16 protein-coding genes are annotated in these 19956 nt (G+C 73.7%); 8 read left to right on the top strand and 8 right to left on the bottom strand.

What is annotated here, in order from left to right; genetic code table 11:
• Window positions 1-33: 33 nt before the first annotated feature.
• The 4 genes from IO40_RS0122000 to IO40_RS0121985 all read right to left on the bottom strand — a co-directional run bounded on the left by IO40_RS0122000 (window position 34) and on the right by IO40_RS0121985 (window position 5919).
• Window positions 34-2217: a 3-hydroxyacyl-CoA dehydrogenase NAD-binding domain-containing protein gene (locus tag IO40_RS0122000; RefSeq protein WP_031175973.1), complete on the bottom strand. Its 2184-nt coding sequence runs from the start codon at window positions 2215-2217 to the stop codon at window positions 34-36.
• A gap of 117 nt (window positions 2218-2334) precedes the next feature.
• Window positions 2335-3549 (bottom strand): acetyl-CoA C-acetyltransferase, encoded by a 1215-nt coding sequence (locus IO40_RS0121995; RefSeq protein WP_016470869.1) that lies wholly within the window; start codon window positions 3547-3549, stop codon window positions 2335-2337.
• Between the two features lie 58 nt (window positions 3550-3607).
• On the bottom strand, window positions 3608-4750 hold the full coding sequence (locus IO40_RS0121990) for an acyl-CoA dehydrogenase family protein (RefSeq protein WP_016470868.1): 1143 nt from the start codon (window positions 4748-4750) through the stop codon (window positions 3608-3610).
• A complete protein-coding gene (locus tag IO40_RS0121985; RefSeq protein ID WP_031175972.1) occupies window positions 4747-5919 on the bottom strand; it encodes a CaiB/BaiF CoA transferase family protein in 1173 nt (390 codons plus the stop codon). Before IO40_RS0121985 ends, IO40_RS0121990 begins: the two co-directional genes overlap by 4 nt.
• A gap of 208 nt (window positions 5920-6127) precedes the next feature.
• Here IO40_RS0121985 and IO40_RS0121980 point away from each other — a divergent pair, with 208 nt between their 5' ends.
• The 6 genes from IO40_RS0121980 (at window position 6128) to IO40_RS0121955 (ending at window position 13393) form a co-directional block, all read left to right on the top strand.
• Entirely contained in the window at window positions 6128-6664 is a 537-nt protein-coding gene (locus IO40_RS0121980) for a DUF1203 domain-containing protein (protein ID WP_016470866.1), read from the top strand.
• Between the two features lie 507 nt (window positions 6665-7171).
• On the top strand, window positions 7172-8065 hold the full coding sequence (locus IO40_RS0121975; RefSeq protein WP_030406012.1) for an SIS domain-containing protein: 894 nt from the start codon (window positions 7172-7174) through the stop codon (window positions 8063-8065).
• A 219-nt stretch (window positions 8066-8284) separates the two neighbouring features.
• Window positions 8285-9157, top strand: coding sequence for a class II fructose-bisphosphate aldolase (locus IO40_RS0121970; protein WP_016470864.1), 873 nt, complete (start codon window positions 8285-8287; stop codon window positions 9155-9157).
• Window positions 9144-9959 carry a DeoR/GlpR family DNA-binding transcription regulator gene (locus IO40_RS0121965; protein WP_016470863.1) on the top strand — a complete coding sequence of 272 codons (816 nt, stop codon included), beginning with the start codon at window positions 9144-9146 and terminating at the stop codon, window positions 9957-9959. The genes IO40_RS0121970 and IO40_RS0121965 overlap by 14 nt, the downstream gene beginning before the upstream one ends.
• A 674-nt stretch (window positions 9960-10633) precedes the next feature.
• Window positions 10634-11506, top strand: a complete 873-nt coding sequence (locus IO40_RS0121960) for an endo alpha-1,4 polygalactosaminidase (protein ID WP_016470861.1) — start codon at window positions 10634-10636, stop codon at window positions 11504-11506.
• A 201-nt stretch (window positions 11507-11707) separates the two neighbouring features.
• Window positions 11708-13393, top strand: a complete 1686-nt coding sequence (locus IO40_RS0121955; protein WP_031175970.1) for a CoA transferase — start codon at window positions 11708-11710, stop codon at window positions 13391-13393.
• Window positions 13394-13433: 40 nt separating this feature from the next.
• Here the strand turns inward: IO40_RS0121955 and IO40_RS38935 are convergent, their stop codons facing one another.
• Window positions 13434-14006 carry an LptF/LptG permease family protein gene (locus IO40_RS38935; RefSeq protein WP_016470859.1) on the bottom strand — a complete coding sequence of 191 codons (573 nt, stop codon included), beginning with the start codon at window positions 14004-14006 and terminating at the stop codon, window positions 13434-13436.
• A gap of 76 nt (window positions 14007-14082) precedes the next feature.
• Window positions 14083-14652, bottom strand: coding sequence for a glycoside hydrolase family 25 protein (locus IO40_RS0121945; protein WP_016470858.1), 570 nt, complete (start codon window positions 14650-14652; stop codon window positions 14083-14085).
• A 233-nt stretch (window positions 14653-14885) separates the two neighbouring features.
• Between IO40_RS0121945 and IO40_RS0121940 the strand changes: the two genes are divergently transcribed.
• Window positions 14886-15311, top strand: coding sequence for an OsmC family peroxiredoxin (locus tag IO40_RS0121940; RefSeq protein WP_016470857.1), 426 nt, complete (start codon window positions 14886-14888; stop codon window positions 15309-15311).
• A gap of 37 nt (window positions 15312-15348) precedes the next feature.
• Entirely contained in the window at window positions 15349-16254 is a 906-nt protein-coding gene (locus IO40_RS0121935) for an Fpg/Nei family DNA glycosylase (RefSeq protein WP_016470856.1), read from the top strand.
• A 159-nt stretch (window positions 16255-16413) separates the two neighbouring features.
• On the opposite strand, the gene fabF is transcribed toward IO40_RS0121935, so the two are convergent.
• On the bottom strand, window positions 16414-17673 hold the full coding sequence (gene fabF, locus IO40_RS0121930) for a beta-ketoacyl-ACP synthase II (RefSeq protein WP_016470855.1): 1260 nt from the start codon (window positions 17671-17673) through the stop codon (window positions 16414-16416).
• A 143-nt stretch (window positions 17674-17816) separates the two neighbouring features.
• Window positions 17817-19853 carry an oxidoreductase gene (locus IO40_RS0121925; protein ID WP_016470854.1) on the bottom strand — a complete coding sequence of 679 codons (2037 nt, stop codon included), beginning with the start codon at window positions 19851-19853 and terminating at the stop codon, window positions 17817-17819.
• Between the last annotated feature and the right edge of the window lie 103 nt (window positions 19854-19956).

Raw genomic sequence — 19956 nt, 5'->3', positions numbered from 1 at the left:
CGGCGGGGCCGGCCAGGCGGTGCGTGCGGCCGGTCAGTCGGTGAAGGTCTCGCCCGCTGCGGCCTTGCGGGCCAGCAGTCCGGGGACCGCGAACCTTTCGCCGTAGCGCTCACGCAGCTCGCCCGCGCGGGCGACGAATCCGGGCAGGCCGCCCTCGTAGCCGTTGATGTACTGGATGACGCCGCCGGTCCAGGCGGGGAAACCGATGCCCATGATGGAGCCGATGTTGGCGTCGGCGACCGTGGTGAGCACGCCTTCCTCGAACAGCCGCACGGTGTCCAGCGCCTCGGCGAAGAGCATCCGCTCCTGCATGTCCGCGAACGGGATGCGGGCCTCGCCCTGTGCGGTGAAGTGCTCGCGCAGTCCGGGCCACAGGCCGAGGCGCTTGCCGTTCTCGTCGTAGTCGTAGAAGCCCGCGCCACCGCTGCGGCCGGTGCGGCCGAACTCGTCGACCATGCGGTCCAGGACGGCGTCCGCGGGGTGCGCGGGCAGGTCCTTGCCCTCGGCGCGGAGTGCCTGCCGTGTCTCGTCCCGGATTCTGCGCGGCAGGGTGAGGGTGAGGTCGTCCATCAGGGAGAGCACCTTGGCCGGGTAGCCGGCCTGCGCGGCGGCCTGTTCGACGGTGGCCGGATCCACGCCCTCGGCCAGCAGCGCGACGCCCTCGTTGATGAAGTGGCCGATGACGCGCGAGGTGAAGAAGCCCCGCGAGTCGTTGACGACGATGGGGGTCTTGCGGATCTGGCGCACCAGGTCGAAGGCGCGGGCCAGGGCCGCCTCCCCGGTGCGCCGGCCCTTGATGATCTCCACGAGGGGCATCTTGTCGACGGGTGAGAAGAAGTGCAGCCCGATGAAGTCCTGCTGCCGCTCGACCCCTTCGGCCAGGCCGGTGATCGGCAGGGTGGAGGTGTTGGAGCACAGCAGGGCGTCCGGGGCGACGAGGTGCTGGATCTCCTGGAACACCTTGTGCTTGAGCGCCGGGTCCTCGAAGACGGCCTCGATCACCGTGTCGCAGCCGGCCACGTCCTGCGGGTCGGTGGTGGGGGTGATGCGGGCCAGCAGCGCGTCCCGCTCGGCCTCGGTGGTCCTGCCCCGCTTCAGCGCCTTGTCCAGCAGCCGGGCCGAGTACGCCTTGCCCTTGTCGGCCGCTTCCCGGGTGACGTCCTTGAGGACCACCTCGATGCCCGCCTTGGCGCACACGTACGCGATCCCGGCGCCCATCATGCCGGCGCCGAGCACGGCGACCTTGCGGGCCTTTCGCTCCTCGACACCGTCCGGCCTGCTGCGGCCGGCGTTGACGGCCTGGAGGTCGAAGAAGAACGCCTGGATCATGTTGGTGGAGATCTGGCCGCAGGCCAGCTCCACGAAGTAGCGCGACTCGATCACCTGGGCGGTCTCGAAGTCCACCTGGGAGCCTTCGACGGCCGCCGCGAGGATGTTGCGCTGCGCGGGGTAGGGGGCGCCGGCCGTCTGCTTCCGGAGGTTGGCGGGGAAGGCCGGCAGGTTCTCGGCGAACTTCGCGTCGGCCGGGGTCCCGCCGGGAATGCGGTGGCCCTTGACGTCCCAGGGCTGCTGGGAGGTGGGGTTGGCCTCGATGAAGGCGCGCGCCGCCGCGAACATCTCCTCGCGGCTGCCGACGACCTCGTGGACGAGCCCGACCTCCTTGGCCCTGGCCGGGCGGTACTGCTGTCCCTGGAGCAGCACGTTGAGCAGCGCGTCGGCGATGCCCAGCAGCCGTACCGTACGGGTGACGCCGCCGCCCGCCGGCAGCAGGCCCAGTGTGGCCTCCGGGCAGCCGATTTTGGAGCCCGGCGCATCGAGGGCGACCCGGTGGTGGCAGGCCAGCGCGATCTCCAGCCCGCCGCCGAGGGCCGCGCCGTTGAGGGCCGCGACGACGGGGACGCCGAGGGTCTCGATACGGCGCAGGTCGCGCTTGATGCGCATGCTGTTGTCGAAGACTTCCTGGGCGTTCTCGGGGCGCGCCCGGATCAGCAGCCGCAGGTCGCCGCCGGCGAAGAACGTCTTCTTGGCGGAGGTCATGATGACGCCGCGTACGTCGTCCCGTTCGGCCTCCAGCCGGTCGGCGACGGCGGTCAGCGATGCCTGGAACGCGGCGTTCATGGTGTTCGCCGACTGGTCCGGGTCGTCGAAGGTCAGCGTGACGATGCCGGCGCCGTCCTTCTCCCAGCGGATGGTCGCAGGTGCGGTGGTCTCGGGCATGGGTGGTCTCCAAGCTCGTGTCCGCCGCGGCGGCGCGCGGCCACCGCGACGAGGGGTCGGGGCGCCCCGGGGCGGGGCGGCGGGGGCGGGGTGACGGGCCGGCGCGGGCCCGCCGGGCTACAGCCGCTCCACGACGGTGGCGATCCCCATGCCGCCCCCCACGCACAGCGTGACCAGGCCGTACCGCTGGCCGGTCCGCTCCAGTTCGTCGATGCAGGTGCCCAGCAGCATCGCCCCGGTGGCGCCCAGCGGGTGGCCCATGGCGATGGCTCCCCCGTTGACGTTCACCTTCTCCAGGGGGATCTCCATGTCCTTCACGAAGCGCAGTACGACGGCGGCGAACGCCTCGTTCATCTCCGCGACGGCGATGTCGTCCACGGTCAGTCCGGCCTTGGCGAGCGCCTTGCGGCAGGCGGGCGCGGGCCCGGTCAGCATGATGGTCGGCTCGGCGCCGGAGACGGCCGCCGAGACGATCCTGGCGCGGGGGGTGAGGCCGTAGCGCTTGCCGGCCTCCTCGCTGCCGACGGCCACGAGCGCGGAACCGTCCACGATCCCGGAGGAGTTGCCCGCGTGGTGCACGTGGTCGATCTTCTCGACCCAGTGGTACTTCTGGAGCGCGACGGCGTCGAAGCCGCCCAGCTCGCCGACGGCGGCGAACGACGGCTTGAGCCCGGCCAGGGTCTCGGCGGTGGTGCCGGGCCGGATGTGCTCGTCGTGGTCGAGCACGGTCAGTCCGTTGCGGTCGCGTACGGGCACGACGGAGCGCGCGAAGCGGCCCTCCTTCCAGGCCGCGGCGGCCAGCTCCTGGGAGCGGGCCGCGTACTCGTCCACGTCGCGCCGGCTGAAGCCCTCCAGGGTGGCGATGAGGTCGGCGCCGATGCCCTGCGGCACGAAACCGGTCTCGAAGCTGGTCATGGGGTCGTTGAACCAGGCTCCCCCGTCGCTGCCCATCGGCACCCGGGACATGGACTCCACGCCGCCCGCCAGCACCAGGTCCTCCCAGCCGGAGCGGACCTTGGCCGCGGCCATGTTGACGGCCTCCAGACCGGAGGCGCAGAATCGGTTCTCCTGCACGCCCGCGACGGTGTCGGGCAAACCAGCGGCGAGGGCGGCGATCTTGGCGATGTCGGATCCCTGGTCACCGACGGGCCCCACGACACCGAGCACGATGTCGTCGATCGCCCGCGGGTCCAGGTCCGGCATGCGGCGGCGCATCTCGTCGATGAGGCCCACGACCAGATCGACGGGCTTGGTGCCGTGCAGGGCGCCGCCTGCCTTGCCGCGCCCGCGCGGGGTGCGGATCGCCTCGTACACGAACGCTTCTGAGCTCACGAGGGTGCCTTTCGTATCGGTGGAGGGGCTGTGCGGGCGGACGGGACGATGACGCGGGTCAGCCCAGCAGCGACCGGCCGACGATCTCCTTCATGATCTCGGTGGTCCCGCCGTAGATGGTCTGGATGCGGCCGTCGGTGAACGCCTTGGCCACCGGGTACTCGTTCATGTAGCCGTAGCCGCCGTGCAGTTGCAGACAGCGGTCCGCGGTGCGCTTCTGCAACTCGGTGGCCCACCACTTGGCCATCGACGCGTGCACGGCGTCCAGTTCGCCCCGCGCGTGGTCCTCGATGCAGCGGTCCAGGAAGGCCCGGGTGACGGCGCACTCGGTGGCCATCTCGGCGATCTCGAACCGGATGTGCTGGAGCCTGGCCAGCGGCCGGCCGAACGCGGTGCGCTCCTTCACGTACGCGGTGGTGGTCTCCACCAGGTGCTCGGCGGCGGCGATCCCGGCCACCGCGATGGCCATCCGCTCCTGCGCGAGGTTGGTCATCAGATGGACGAAGGCGCCGTTGCGTTCCCCCAGGAGGTTCTCCTTGGGCACCCGTACGTCGGTGAAGAACAGTTCGGCGGTGTCCTGCGCCTTCTGGCCGATCTTGTCGAGGTTCCGCCCGCGTTCGAAGCCGGCCATGCCCCGTTCGACGACCAGCAGACTGAGGCCGTGGGCGCCTCCCTCGGGCGTCGTCCTGGCCACCACGACGACGAGGTCGGCGAGGATGCCGTTGGAGATGAACGTCTTGGAGCCGTTGAGCAGCCAGTGGTCGCCCTTGTCCTCGGCGGTGGTGCGTATCCCCTGGAGGTCGGACCCGGCGCCGGGCTCGGTCATCGCGATGGCGGTGATCGTCTCGCCGGTGCAGAAGCCGGGCAGCCAGCGCCGCTTCTGCTCCTCGGTGGCCAGCGCGGTCAGATAGGGCCCGACGATGTCGTTGTGCAGCCCCAGAGCCAGCCCCGGCGCGCCCGCGCGGGTGAACTCCTCGGCCAGTACGGCGGCGTAGCGGAAATCCGGCTCGCCCCCGCCGCCGTACTCCTCGGGCACGGCGAGCCCCAGCAGCCCCTGCCGGCCGGCGGCCAGCCACGCCTCACGGGAGACGATGCCGTCCCGCTCCCACTGGGCGTAGTACGGCGCCACCTCCTTGGCGAGGAAAGTGCGCACGGTCCGCCGGAACGCCTCGTGGTCCTCGGTGAAGATCTGACGCTTCATGGTGCGGAGTGTTCTCCTTCGGGCGTGCCGCCCGCGGCCTGCGGGGCCAGGGCGGCGACGCCCCAGTCACGGGCGACCTCGGCGGTGTGGGCCCCGGGCCGGGCCGGGCCGGAGGCGACACGGGTGGGTGTCGCCGAGAACCGGGGCGCGGGGGCGGGCTGGATCAGACCGTCGTGCTCCAGATAGGTGCCGCGGGCGGCCAGATGCGGATGCGCTGGTGCCTCGGTGAGGGAGAGCACCGGCGCGACACACGCGTCGGTGTCCTGGAAGACCTCGGTCCACTCGGCGCGGGGGCGGGAGGCGAAGCGGTCGGCGATCAGCCGGCGCAGTTCCGTCCAAGCCGCCACATCGTCCCGGGGCGGGGCCTGCGCCTCGATGCCCAGCAGCCGGACGAACTCCGCGTAGAACTTGGGCTCCAGGGCGCCGACGGCCATGAACCCGCCATCCGAGGTGGCATAGGTGCCGTAGAAGGGGCAGCCGCCGTCCAGCAGGTTGGCGGCGCGCCGGTCCTGCCAGCCGCCCGCCGCGAGCAGGCCCCGGATCATCGCGGTCAGATGGCTGGTGCCGTCCACGATGGCCGCGTCCACGACCTGGCCGGCGCCCTGCGGCGTACGGGCGTGGTGCAGCGCGGCGAGGACGCCGACGACGAGGTAGAGGGAGCCGCCCGCGTAGTCGCCCAGCAGGTTGGCGGGCGCGACCGGCGGCCCCTCGGCCGGGCCGGTCATGCCGAGGGCGCCGGTGACGGCGATGTAGCCGATGTCGTGGCCCGCGCGCGGCGCGAGCGGTCCGTCCTGGCCCCAGCCGGTCATCCGGCCGTACACCAGGCGGGGGTTGCGCTCCAGGCAGACCTCCGGGCCGACGCCGAGCCGTTCGGCCACCCCGGGGCGGAAGCCCTCGATGAGCACGTCGGCACGCTCGACCAGCGCGAGGGCCGCCGCCACACCGTCCGGCGCCTTGAGGTCCAGCAGAACGGAACGCTTGTTGCGGTTGGTGATGTCGTGCTCGGGCGAAACGGTGAGACCGCCGCCGCCGGGCCGCTCGACGCGGACCACGTCGGCACCGAGGTCGGCCAGTGTCATGGCGGCGAACGGGCCCGGACCGATACCGGCCAGCTCCACGACGCGCACCCCGGCCAGTGGGCCCCGGGCCTGTTCTCGCGCTGCTCCCATCGAGCCCCCAGCACTGTGACACAACTGATGTAACACCGGTGATGCTATGGAGCGTGCGGACGTTCCACAAGACCCCGCGTCCGGCGCGCGGGCACCCCGTTCCCGAGGGACGCACCCCTGGAATCCGCCGCCACGCGGATGCCGGGCACGGACGCCACGTCCGTATCCCGCCAGCACACGGACCCACGCCCGGCGGAAGCTCGGCGACATGACGACAAAAGCCGAGACGACCTACGAGATCCGCGCCCTGTCCCCCGCCACCCTCGCCGGACTCCGCGTCCGCGACGACTCGGGAGCAGCTCCCAGGGAGCGGGTGGACACCGAGGGCGGCAGCCCGCTGCGCTGCTGTCTGGAGCGGAGCAGGCCGGGCGAGAGGATGCTGCTGGTCTCCTACGCACCGCTGCGCCGCTGGGCGCGGGAGACCGGCGCCGACCCGGGCGCCTACGACGAGGTGGGACCTGTCTTCATCCACCCCGAGGAGTGCGCAGGACCCACCGCCGGCCCGGACACCTTCCCCGAGGCCCTGCGGGGCGACCGCCGGGTGCTGCGCGCCTACTCCGCCGAGGGCCACATCCTGGGCGGCCTGCTGATCGACCGGACCCGCGAGAACGCGCCCACCATCGAGGAGGGACTGGCGCAGCTGTACGCCGACCCGCGGGTGGCGGCGGTACACGTGCGGGCCGTCGAGTTCGGCTGCTTCCACCTGGAGACCCGCCGCGCTGCGGGGCCACGGGCCGCGCACTGACCCGGGCGCCGTGGGGCCCCGCGCGGCCCTCGACCGCGTGGGAGCTCCACGGGTACGGGCGCGGCGGGCTCACTCGCCGGTCACGCCGGGTGGACGGGCGGACGGCCGGGGAGCCGTACCGATGAGGCTGGCGGGGCGGTACCGGCGGGCGGGCGGGCGGGTCGGTACGACCCAGAGCGATACGGCCCGGATCACCCCGGCCCCGGATCCCGGCCTCGGATCCCGGCCTGAAGCGGCCGGCGGGCCCGGAGCAGCAGGCGGCGGGCGGGCAGCCGGCGGGCCCGGGGCAGCCGTCAGTGGCGGAGCGCCGGCTCCCGGGCCGACCTGCCTGCCGGGACAGGAGTCGGGGGGACCTTGACCTCGGGCTACGGGGCGGGCGGGGCGGCCACCCGGGAGCGGGATGGACAGCGGCGGCCTGCTTGCGTAAAGTTGCGTGAAAGTCGAATGTTCCACGCAACTTCACGCATCGGCCGGTCGTCGGCCGAATCCCAGGAGGGGGTGCCCGACGTGGGCGAGACGTCACACATGGAGCAGGAGCTGCGCAGCCAGCCGGAGACCTGGCGGGCGGCGGCCGAGATCGGCTCCGCGGACACCCCGCTCCCGGCTGCGGGCGCCCGCGTGGCCGTGGTCGGCTGCGGAACCTCGTGGTTCATGGCGCAGTCGTACGCCGCGCTGCGCGAGCGGGCCGGACAGGGCGTGACGGACGCGTTCGCCGCCTCCGAAGCGTTCCTCGGCGAGGCCCGCGGATACGACGCGGTCGTCGCGATCACCCGTTCGGGCACCACCACGGAGGTCCTGCGGGTCCTGGAGGCCGTCAAGGGCCGCATCCCCACCGTCACCGTGCTCGGCGACCCGGACACCCCGGCGACCTCCCTCTCCGACGAGACGGTCGCACTGCCGTTCGCCGACGAGAAGTCCGTGGTGCAGACCCGTTTCGCCACCTCCGCCCTCGCCCTGTTCCGGGCGCACCTGGGCGAGGACATGGCGGCTGCCGCCGAGGACGCCCGGAAGGCGCTCGACTGCCCGCTGGAGCAGGAGTGGGTGTCCGCCGAGCAGTTCACCTTCCTGGGCACCGGCTGGACGTTCGGCCTCGCCAACGAGGCCGCGCTAAAGATGCGCGAGGCGTCCCAGAGCTGGACGGAGTCCTACCCCGCCATGGAGTACCGGCACGGCCCCATAGCGATCGCCGCGCCCGGCCGGGTCACCTGGCTGTTCGGCCAGGCGCCGGAGGGCCTGGCCGACGATGTCGCCGCGACCGGCGCCCGCTTCGTGCGGCACGACCGCGACCCGCTGGCCGATCTCGTCCTGGTGCACCGGGTCGCCCTGGAGCGGGCACGCAGCCGCGGTCTGGACCCGGACAGCCCGCGCAGCCTCACCCGTTCGGTGATGCTGGACGGCTGACCACGCGGTCCGGCGCCACGCCGCCCTTCGCCGTCCCGCCGTACCCCGTCCGGCCCCGCCACCGCCCCGCCCCACCCCGCGCTGTCGCGTCCGGCCCGGGTCGCAGCGGGGCGGGCCGGGCGGCGCTCCGGGCCCGGCTTCCGGCCCCCGCCTCCCTCTGCGGAGCCGCACCGCTCCCACCCGCCGGCTGTCGCCGGTCGTTCCCTCTGGAGTCCCCGTATGCCTCTTGTCCCCACCGGTTCGATCGTCGCCGGCGCCCACGCGGCCGGCACCGGTGCCGCCGCCTTCAACGTCATTCATCTGGAGACCGCCGAGGCGCTGGTGGCCGCCGCCGACGCCACCGGGATCCCGCTGATCCTCCAGATCAGCGAGAACTGTGTGCGCTACCACGGGAGCCTGCTGCCGCTGACGCGGGCGACGCTCGCCCTGGCGGAGGCCGCACGCGCCGATGTGTCGGTGCACCTGGACCACATCACCGACCCGGACCTGATCCGGCAGGGCGTCGCGGCCGGGGTGGGCTCCGTGATGATCGACGCCTCGACGCTGCCGTACGCGCAGAACGTGGAGACGACCGCGCGGCTGACCGCCTGGTGCCATGAGCGCGAGGTGTTCGTCGAGGCGGAGCTGGGCGAGGTCGGCGGCAAGGACGGGGTGCACGCGCCGGGTGTGCGCACCGACCCGGACGAGGCGCTCGCTTTCGTGGCGGCGACGGGCGTGGACGCGCTCGCCGTCGCCGTCGGCTCCTCGCACGCCATGCGGGAGCGCACGGCGAAGCTGGATCTGGAGCTGATTCGCACACTGCGCGACAAGCTGCCGGTGCCACTGGTGCTGCACGGTTCCTCCGGGGTGCCCGACGACGAGCTGCGGGCGGCCATCGAGGCGGGCATGACCAAGATCAACATTTCGACGCATCTCGTGTCGGTCTTCACCGGCGGCGTGCGTAAGGTACTGGAGGCCGATCCCGCGCTCATCGACTCGCGCAAGTACGTAGCCCCGGCGCGGGAGGCGGTCCGGAGCGAGGCCGCACGCCTGCTGGACCTGCTGGGGGGCGCGGGGCGGGAGAAGGAGAAGACGTCAGGTGAAGCGCCATGAGCGGATGAACGCTCTGCTGGAGCTGCTCGGCGAGCGGGGCAGTCTGGAGGTGGAGGAGGCCGCCACCGCACTGGAGGTCTCCGCCGCCACGATGCGGCGCGACATGGACGCGCTCGCCGAGCAGCAGCTCCTCACCCGTACCCGGGGCGGCGCGGTGCTCAGCGCGGTGACCTACGATCTGCCGATCCGCTACAAGCGCGGTCACCATGGGGACGCCAAGCAGTCGCTGGCCCGGTCCGCCGCCGCGATGGTGGAGCGCGGCAGTGTGGTGGGGCTGAGCGGCGGCACGACCACCACGGAGATCGCCCGCGCGCTGGCCACCCGCCCCGATCTGGCCGAGCCGGGCCCGCAGCCGCATCTGACCATCGTCACCAACGCCTTGAACATCGCGTACGAGCTGGCGGTGCGCCCGCAGATCAAGACGATGCTGACCGGCGGCGTGGCCCACTCGCGAACGTTCGAACTGACCGGGCCCTACAGCGAGTTGCTGCTGGGCGAGGTGACGGTGGACATCGCCTTCATCGGGGCGAACGGTATGGACCCCGAGACGGGGGCGACCGTCCATGACGAGGCGGAGGGCCGGATCAACCGGCTGATGGCGCAGCGGGCCGGGCGGGCCGTGGTGGTGACGGACTCCTCGAAGGTGGGGGTGCGGTGCTTCGCCCGTATCGGCGGCCCCGAGACGTTCGACACCTTCCTCACGGACAGCGGTATCGCGGACTCCGCGCGACGGGAGTTCGAGGAGCGGGGCCTGCCGACGGTGCTGGCCGAACCGGAAGCGGACGAGGAGGACGGCAGGTAGCCACCACCCCGCCCCGTTCCCGCCAGGTCTCCCCCTCCCCCGCCGACGCGTCCACGCACCCGCCGACGCGTCCACGCACCCGCCGGCGCTCCGGTCACCGCACGGCAACGGTCCGTCCGCCCCGCGCGGCCACCCCGCGCCCGGCGCCCCGGCCGCTTCGCGCCCGCCCCGGCTGGTGCGGGTGTTGACGACACGTTCGCCGGGGTCGCGGGCGAAGGTCCGTCGCACTCCCCCGGGTTCGCCTCGCGGTTCCGCGATGCGTGGACGGCCTCGCCGTTTCGGGTTCCCGGACGGCCTCGCCGCTCGACGGCTCGTGGGCCGCCTCGCCACTCCGGGTCTCGTGGACGGCTTCGGTGCGCGGCCCGCCGACACCAGGACGACCGGGGCAACCGGGGCTGTCCAGAGCGGTCCGGGGCTCCTGGCCGCCGGCTAAGACAGCTGGGACCGGAGTGACGCCCCAGCCGTCGCGCATGACCTCCTCCGGAGGCCGGCTGCTAGCGGAACTCCCTTGCGCGGCCGAGCACTTGGGCGGCGATGTCCGGAACGACGCATCGAATCGCCATTTACCCTCCCCTTGTTCGATAATGTGCTTGTTTCCCTGCGGGGCCCAGCGCCCCACGGGCAGCGCCGCCCGGCGTCCGCCCGCACCACCTGTCGCACCAGGAGCCACCCTCATGCACGCCCCCGCCTCCCCCGCATCCCGTGAGCGCCGGTCCGTCCCGGCCCGTGCCGCCGCCCTCGCACTGGCCGCCGTTCTCCTGGGGGGCTGCGCCGCGGGTGAGGACTCCGGGGACGCGGGCGAACGGGACCGCGGGAAGGCGGCCGGCGAGGTGCGGCTCCCGCCTGTGCACGCCGGGTTCGACTACCAGATCGGCGGCCCGTACTCACCGCCCGAGGGAGTGCGGGTCGTCTCCCGCGACCGCAAGGCCGAACCGGCGGCCGGCCACTACAGCGTCTGCTACGTCAACGCCTTCCAGGCCCAGCCGAACGCCCTCGAGTGGTGGGACGAGCACCACCCGCGGCTGCTGCTGCGCGACGACGAGGGCGAGCCGGTGATGGACACCGACTGGGACGAGGCGATCTTCGACACCTCCAGCGCCGGGAACCGCGCGGAACTGGCCCGTATCGTCGGCCGCTGGATCGACGGGTGCGCCGACAAGGGCTTCCAGGCCGTCGAACTCGACAACCTCGACTCCTACGAGCGCTCCGACGACCGCCTGGACCACGCCGACAACGTCGCGTTCGCCAAGCTGCTGACCCGCCGTGCGCACGACAGCGGCATGGCCGCGGGCCAGAAGAACGCGGCGGACATGGTCGGGCGGCGGAAGGCGATGGGGTTCGACTTCGCGGTGACGGAGCAGTGCGGGCAGTACAAGGAGTGCGAGCAGTACGCGAAGGCCTACGACGACCGGGTGCTGGACGTCGAGTACGACGCCAAGGGGATGGCCAACGCCTGCCGCACCTGGGGGGACCGGCTGTCGGTCGTCCGCCGCGATCTGGATGTGAAGCCCCGCGGCGAGAAGGGATACGTCTTCGCGCACTGCTGAGCGGCGCGGGAGATCCCGCCCGCACGACCGCCCGGACACCCCGGCCCGGACCCGGCGGGCCCCAGCCGCGGCTCCGTTCCCGACCCCGGCCCCGGACAACTGATCCCTTGATCACATGTTCGTCTGCCCGGCGGCCCGGCGCCGTAACCTGGGCCCGGTACCGCCCCGCCGAGCCGGGCTCCAGCACCGAAAGGTGCGAAAATGTCCGGTATGGATAAGTTTTCAGAGGCCGGGAAGCCCCCGTCGGCGCGGGGCTTCGCCGCGGGAGACACCGCGCGCGCCGGGAAGTTCGAGGTCGAGTTCGAGCCGGGCCCGGAGGCCGTCGGCGGCTCCGGAACAGCCGGCAGCGCCGGCGCCGTCACCGGGCGGACCGGCCGGCGACCGTCCGCGACCGCCCAGGCATGGGCGGCACTCGGCGGCGACCCCGCACTGCTGGGCCGCGTCACGCGGGAGCAGCGCGGCGGGCTGCTCCCCTCCGCGCTGCCCGTCCGTGAGCTGGCCTCCGCGACGGTCGCCGCCTGCTCCCTGGCGGCGGCCGAGTTCTCCTGCGTCAGGGCCCGCAGCGCCCTGCTGCCGCCCGTCCGCGTGGACGACGGCGCCGTCGCCACCGCGTTCCACAGCGACCGGCTGGTGCGCATCGACGGGCGCGCGCCGGTCACCTTCGCGCCGCTGTCCCGGTTCTGGCGTACCGCCGACGGCTGGGTGCGCACCCACGCCAACTACCCCCACCACCGGGCCCGGCTGCTGTCGGCGCTGGGCATGCCCGACCACGGACCCGCCGAGGACGAGGCGGCGGCGGGCCGGGTGGCGACCGAGCTGGCGGGCCGTCAGGCGCGCGACGTGGAGGAGGCGGTGCACGCGGAGGGCGGTCTGGCCGTGGCCGTCCGGACCGTCGAGGAGTGGACGCGGCACCCCCAGCGCGCGGCCGTCGCGCAGCTGCCGCTGGTCGAGCTGAGCCGGCTGGACGCGGCCCCCACCCCCGCCCTGGACGGACCGACGGGACCGGGCGGGCTGCGGGGCGTGCGGATCCTGGACCTGACCCGGGTGCTGGCGGGGCCGGTGGCGACGCGCACGCTCGCCCTGCTGGGCGCCGACGTGCTGCGCATCGACGCTCCGGAGCGGCCCGAGCTCCTGGACACGCACGCCGATACGGACCTGGGCAAGCGCTCCACACTGCTGGACCTGTCGAGCCGCCCGGGACAGGCCGCTTTCGAGGAACTGCTGTCCATGGCGCACGTGGTGGTGACGGGCTACCGCCCCGGGGCGCTGGACCGGTTCGGGCTGGCGCCCGAGTCGCTGATGGACCGCCGTCCGGGTCTGGTGGTGGGCCAGCTCAGCGCCTGGGGGGCGGCCGGGCCGTGGCAGCGCCGGCGCGGTTTCGACAGCCTGGTGCAGGCGGCGACCGGTATCGCCTGCCTGGAGGCGGCCGACGGCGCGGGCGGGGCGTCCAGCTCGCCCGATCTGGTGCCCGGTGCGCTGCCCGCGCAGGCACTCGACCACGGCACCGGCTATCTGCTGGCCGCCGGGCTGCTGCGCGCGCTGACCGAGCAGCGCACGGGGACGGCGGGTTCCCGGCTGGTGCGGCTGTCCCTGGCGCGGACCGCGGACTGGCTGCTGCACGAGGTGCCCGGCCGGGACGGGGAGGCGGCGGGTGACGAACCGGACGGCGAGGCGGCCGAGCAGCCGCCGTTGGACCCGGCACCGTGGCTGACGGAGGCCGAGAGTCCGCTGGGCCGCCTGCGGTACGTGCTGCCGCCGGTCGGTTTCGGCACGGCCGGCCCGGCCGCTGCCGGGCCCGGCGGCGGGACACCGGACGCCGCGTGCAGCCCCCGCGACTGGGCACGTCTGCCGGGTACGGCCGGCGGTGACAGCGCCGAGTGGATCTGACGGCCCGTACGGGCGCCCGGTCCCTCGGCGCGGCAGGGCGTCAGGGCCCGCCGGAGAAGCCGAGCAGCCACTCGCCGAACAGGACGAGGACGAAGCCGAGCCCCAGTACGGCCGTCGCCACCCGGGTTCGGCCCAGGCGGCTGAGGACGATGGCGGTGCCGGAGAGGATGAGCGCGAGACCGTAGAAGCCGACGGTCAGCACCGAGGGTGCGGAACGCAGCCGGATTGCAAGGGCTGCGGCGACGACGAGCATGACGACGGTGGAGACGGCTATGCGTATGCGCCGTGCCTGACGGGGCGTCAGCGGTGGGCGCCCGTGCTCGTCCGCATCGTTACTCGGCTGCGGGCCGGCTGTGGAGCCGGAGGGCGCGGGGTGCGGCTCCGGCCGGTCCCCGGGCCCGGACGGCTGCCGCGGCGGCGCTTGGTGCGCCGTCTTCCCGGTGTGCGCGGCATCCTGCCGCCCGCTGTCGGGCGCGGGCCCCGTCGCGGGGCGGGGGGTGGTCGTCGTCGGGACGGGCTCGCCGGTGCCGGTGGCGCGGGCGGCGTGTGCGCTGCCGCCTTCGGCCGGGCCGGCGTGGGGGGACGACGAGGAGGGCGAGTTGGCTTCCGGCATGCACGGGAGCGTATCCGGCCCCGGCACCGGGCGGGACCCTCGGCCACCCGCGGGGATCGCCGGGGCCGTGCGGGGCTCACTCCCCCTCGGCGCTCTTCTTGCGTCCGCCCGCCCAACTGCGCAGCGCCTCACGGCTGTCGAACTCGCCGAGGTTGGTGTCGATCGGGTCGCTGGTGTACTGGTGGAAACGCCAGCGGTGCTTGATGCCGGGCTCGCCGGGCTTCCCGTTGTAGTGCGCGATCCACAGACCGTCGCCCGCGAACGAGGTCTTGTCGCGGTTGAGCCAGAAGTCGCGGTTGCAGTACAGCAGGACCTTGTGCTTGGGGGCCTTGTCCTGGACGTACTTGATCCAGTCGTCCTTCTCGTCGTTGCTGACCTTGGGATCCTCCCAGTCGAGGACGAGCATGTCGCCGGGGGCCAGCTTGATCTTCGACAGGAAGTAGTCGGCCTGCTTCTTCATGCTGCCGGGCCGCACGAAGTGGTAGAAGCCGGTGACGAGGCCGGCGTCCCGCGCGGTCTTGCGCTGCGCGACCCATTTCGGGTTGGTGTACGACTTCCCCTCGGTGAGCTTGATGAAGACGAACTCGATTCCCCTGGTGCTGTAGTCCGAAGGCTGGTACGAGGAGACATCGATGCCCTTGATCATGGTTGCGTGCCACCCACTCTCTTTCTCACGCTCCGGATCTGGCTGATTACTCCTTGATACCCGCCGGGCCTCACACCGTACCGCCGCGGCGAGCGCGAAACGTAAGGGAACTGTCGCACTGGGTGAAGGTGCTGTGGCCGCCCGGCGCGTCGCCGGGCGCGCGGCGCGTGGCGAGGGCGCAGGATCGGGTACTGCGACAGACGCGAAGCACCACACGAGCCGAAAGGGGCACCATGGCCACCACACGCACCGCCCACACCGTCTGGACCGGCAATCTGGCGGCCGGCGAGGGCACCGTCACCTTCGACTCGTCCGGCATCGGCGCCTACCCGGTCTCCTGGGCGGCCCGCGCCGAGGAGCCGGGGGGCCGCACCAGCCCGGAGGAGCTGATCGCCGCGGCCCATTCGAGCTGCTTCTCCATGGCGCTCTCCAACGGTCTGGGCAACGCGGGGACCCCGCCGGCCAGGCTGTCGACGAAGGCCGCCGTCGACTTCCAGCCGGGCACCGGCATCACCGGCATCCATCTGACCGTGGAGGGCGAGGTGCCCGGCATCGACCAGGCGACGTTCGCCGCGGCAGCCGCCGAGGCCGCGCGGAACTGCCCGGTGAGCCAGGCGCTGAAGGCCACCCCGATCACCCACGAGGCCAAGCTGGTCTGAGCCCTCCCGGCTCGGACCACGGCTGGAGGTCGTCGCCATGCCGGAACTGCCCGAGGTCGAGGCGCTGAAGGACTTCCTGGCCGAGCGGCTGCCCGGCCGCACCGTCCGCCGGATGCTGCCGGTGGCGGTCAACGTGCTCAAGACGTACGACCCGCCGCCGCAGGCACTGGAGGGCGCCGTCTTCAGCGGGGTGGCACGGCACGGGAAGTTCCTCGATCTGATGACGGCCGGGCCCGGCGGCGCACCGGACGAGGGCCCGCATCTGGTCGTCCACCTGGCCAGGGCCGGGTGGCTGCGGTGGCAGGACACGCTGCCCGCCACGCCCCCGCGCCCCGGCAAGGGGCCGCTCGCGCTGCGGGTGGAGCTGAGCCCGCAGCCGGACGCGGACGGGCCCGGCCCGGGATTCGACCTCACGGAGGCGGGCACCCAGAAGCGGCTGGCGGTGTACGTCGTGCGCCAGGTGACGGATGTCCCCGGCATCGCCCGGCTGGGCCCCGACCCCCTCTCCCCCGGCTTCGGGCGTGACACCCTGGCGGGCCTGCTGGCGGGCCGGCGCCGGCAGGTGAAGGGGCTGCTGCGGGACCAGTCGGTCGTCTCCGGCATCGGCAACGCATACTCGGACGAGATCCTGCACGCCGCGAAGATGTCCCCGTTCAAACTGGCGGCCGAGCTGTCCGAGGAGGAGATCACCGGGCTGTACGCCGCACTGCGCGACACTCTCGGCGGCGCGGTCGAGCGGGCGCGGGGGCTGTCCGCCGCCGAGCTGAAGGCGGGCAAGCGGATGGGGATGCGGGTGCACGGCCGCGCGGGCGAGCCGTGCCCGGTGTGCGGGGACACCGTCCGTCAGGTCTCCTTCCGCGACTCGGCGCTGGACTACTGCCCCACCTGCCAGACGGGGGGCAAGCCCCTCGCCGACCGCCGGCTGTCGCGCCTGCTGAAGTGAGCCCTCCGCCTGGGCCGCCCCCGCCCCGGCTCACCGCCGGCTGGGCCCCGGCCGGTCCGGCCCTGACGGCCAGGACGCCGGGGCCCCGGCCGGTCCGGCGGGTGAGGGCGGGGCCGTGTAAGGGGCGACGGGCCTCCCCCCGTGGCCCGGGAGCCGGGTTCAGTCCCGCGGTGCGCCCAGGACGGCGACCACGTTCTGGCCGCCGAAGCCGAAGGCGTTGACCAGGGCCGTGGTGACATCGGCCTTCCGCGCGGTGTGCGGCACGTAGTCCAGGTCGCACTCGGGGTCGGGCGTGTCCAGGTTGACCGTCGGGGGCACCGCGCCGTCGCGCATGGCCAGCGCGGTGACCATCGCCGAGAGCGCCCCAGCCGCGCCGATCATGTGCCCCACCATCGACTTGGGGGAGCTGACCAGCAGCCGGTCGGCGGCCTCGCCGAAGACCGACCGCAGCGCGCGGGACTCCAGCCGGTCGTTGATGCGGGTGGCCGTCCCGTGCGCGCACACGTAGTCCACCTCGTCGGGGCCGGTGTGCGCCGCCGCCAGTGCCCGCCGCATCGCCGTCTCGGCGTGCTCGCCCGACGGGTGGGGGGCGCTCACGTGGAACGCGTCCGAGGTGAGCGCCCCACCGCGGATCTCCATGTAGGGCCGGGCGCCGCGGGCCGCCGCGTGCTCGGCGGACTCGACGACGAGGACGACGGCGCCCTCCCCGAAGACGAAACCGTCGCGCTCGGCGTCGAACGGCCGGCTGGCGCGCTCGGGCGCGTCGTTGCGGGTGGAGAGCGCTCCCATGTTGCTCAGCCCGGTGAACATCACGGGGGTGATCGCCGCGTCGGTGCCGCCCGCCACCACCACGTCGGCGTCGCCCGCGAGGATGGTGCGGCGGGCTTCCAGCAGGGCGTGGATGCCGCTGGCGCAGGCCAGTGCCGAGGCGTTCACCGGTCCGTGCGCGCCCAGGTCGATGGCGACCTCGCAGGCGGGCATGTTGGGGATGACGGAGGAGACGAAGTACGGGCTGACCTTGCGCGGGTCGTCGTGGCGCTGGTCGGTCGCCGCCTCGATGCCGGGGAAGCCGGCCACGGCGTTGTTGATCTGCACGCCGATCCGGGCGTCGGGGTCGCCGTCCACGGCGAGGCCCGCGTCGTGGACGGCTTCGCGGGCGGCGACGACGGCGTACTGCGAGAAGCGTTCGGAGCGGCGCAGCCGCTTGCGGTCGAAGTGGTCCTCGGCGGCGAAGTTCTTCACCTCGGCGGCGATGCGGGTGGGGAAGTCGCGGGCGTCGAACCGGGAGATCTCGGCGATGCCGGATCTGCCGGCGAGCAGCGCCTGCCAGCTGCTCTCCCGGTCGTTGCCGACGGGGGTGAGCGCGCCGATGCCGGTGACGACGACGCGGGTGGATGCGGTGCTGTCGGGTCGGGACACGTTGCTGCTTTCGTCGTGGTTGCGGTGTGTGGGGGCCGTACCTCGCCCCGCTCTTCCCGGGGGGACGCCGGGAGAGGGACCGCCGCGGTGCGGCGGGGGCGGGGCCGAGGGTGCCCCCGCGGGGGCCGGGCTCCCGCGTGCGGTCAGCGGGCGGCCAGGCGGTGTGCGGCGCGCAGGGCTTCGCCGGTGGCGCGGACGGCGTTGACACCGTTCGCGTCGCGCGCGCCGCCGACGGCCTCGAACGGCACCCCGGCGGCCCGCAGCGCCGGCACCACGGACCGTTCCCTCTCCTGCCCGGCGGCGAAGACGAGGGTGTCGGCCGGGATCAGCCGCTCGCGGTCCTCGGCGTCCCGCACCACGAGCCCTTCGCGGGTGACTTCCTGGTACGTGACGCCGGTGACCGTCTCCACGCCGTGCGCGCGGAGGGCGGAGAGCACCACCCAGCGGGTGCTGGCCGAGGTGCCGGAGCCGATGCGGCTGCCGCGCCGTACGAGGGTGAGCCGGTGCCGGGCGGGCGGGGTGGCCGGCGGCGGGCTGTCGCGCAGCCCGTGCGCGGCGAAGAACCGTTCGGGGTCGGTGGGGCCGGGGTCGCCCGTCAGCAGGTGGGCGAGGTCCATGGCGATGCCTCCGCCGCCGACGAGGACGACACGTTCGCCGAGGCTCTCGGGCCGGGCGAAGGCTTCTGGATAGGTGAGGGTGGGCAGGAGGGTCCAGCCGGGGATGTCGGGCAGCCGGGGCTGCACACCGGTGGCCAGGACGGCTCCGTCGAAGCGGCTCAGGAGCGCGGTGTCGCCGAGCCCGAGACGCCGTGCGAGGTGGACGCGCACGCCGAGCCGGTCGAGTTCGGCGGTGTAGTAGCGGACGGTGGCGCCGAAGTCCTCCTTGCCGGGGACCTGCCGGGCGAGCCGGAACTGGCCGCCCGGTTCGCGCTCGGCCTCGAAGAGTTCGACGTGGTGGCCGAGCGCGGCCAGGGCGCGGGCCGCTTCGAGTCCGGCGGGGCCGCCGCCGATGACGGCGTAGCTGCGGCGGCCGGCCGGGCCGACGGGCTCCTCGGGGAACTCGCCCTCGTGTCCGGCCCGGGGGTTGACCAGGCAGGAGACGCGTTCGCTGCCGAAGGAGCGGTCGATGCACGCCTCGTTGCAGGCGAGGCAGACGTTGACGAGGTGGCCGGCTCCGGCGCGCTCCTTGCCGACCAGATCGGGGTCGGCAAGGAAGGGCCGGGCCATGGAGACGTGGTCGATGCCGCCGCCGCTCAGCAGTTCCTCGGCCTGGTCGAGGCGGTTGACGCGGTTGGAGGCGATGACGGGCAGGTCGGGGTGGCCCGCGGCGCACAGGGCCTTCTTGACGGCTTCGGCGTGCCCGGCCCAGGTGCCGGGCGGCACGGCCGACTGGACGGTGGGGATGCGCGACTCGTGCCAGCCGACGCCGACGTTGACCGCGGCGACACCGCCGTCGGCCAGGGCGACGGCGAAGGCGTCGGTCTCCTCCTGCGTGCTGCTGCCGGGCATCAGATCGGCGCCGGAGATGCGGAAGAGGACGGGGTAGTCCTCGCCGGCGGCTTCCCGCACGGCGCGCAGCACTTCGAGGGGGAAGCGGCGGCGGCGTGCGGCGTCGCCGCCCCAGGCGTCGGTGCGCAGATTGGTCAGGGGCGAGAGGAACTGGTTGAGCAGATAGCCCTCGGAGGCCATCACCTCGACGGCGTCGAAGCCCAGTTCCCGGGCGGTGGCCGCGCCGCGGGCGAAGTCGTCGAGGGTGGCGCGGATCTCCTGGTCGGTCAGTTCCCTGGGGGTGGTGCGGGCGAAGCGGCTGGGGACGGCCGAGGGGGCGACCGGCGTCAGCCCGGTGCCGGACAGCAGCGCGTACCGGCCGGCGTGGAAGAGCTGGAGGGCGATCTTGCCGCCGGCCTCGTGCACGGCGGCGGCGGCGCGGCGCAGCGCCGGATGGTGGGCGGGGTCGTTGATGTGGCTGTAGCCGGGGCCGCCGGCGGCGACGGGGCTGACGGCCGAGCCGCCGGTGACGATGAGGCCGGCTCCGCCGCGTGCCCGTGCGGCGTAGAAGGCGGCCAGGGCCGCGCCGCCGTCACCGAGGGTCTCCAGGTTGAGGTGCATCGCGCCCATGACGAGGCGGTTCGCGACGTGGAGCGAGCCGATCGCGCCGGGCCGCAGTACGTGGGTGAACACGCGCGGAACTCCTGGGTGTTGTCGTGTCCGGGCCGCGCCGGGCGCCCGCCGGAGGGGGTGAGCGGGCGCCCGACGGGCCGTCATCGGGGCCGTCGGTGGCCGG

The sequence above is a fragment of the Streptomyces albus subsp. albus genome, from assembly GCF_000725885.1.
GTDB lineage: Bacteria > Actinomycetota > Actinomycetes > Streptomycetales > Streptomycetaceae > Streptomyces > Streptomyces albus.
The sequence above is the reverse complement of the archived record's forward strand: the minus strand, read 5'-3'. Positions and strand labels throughout refer to the sequence as shown.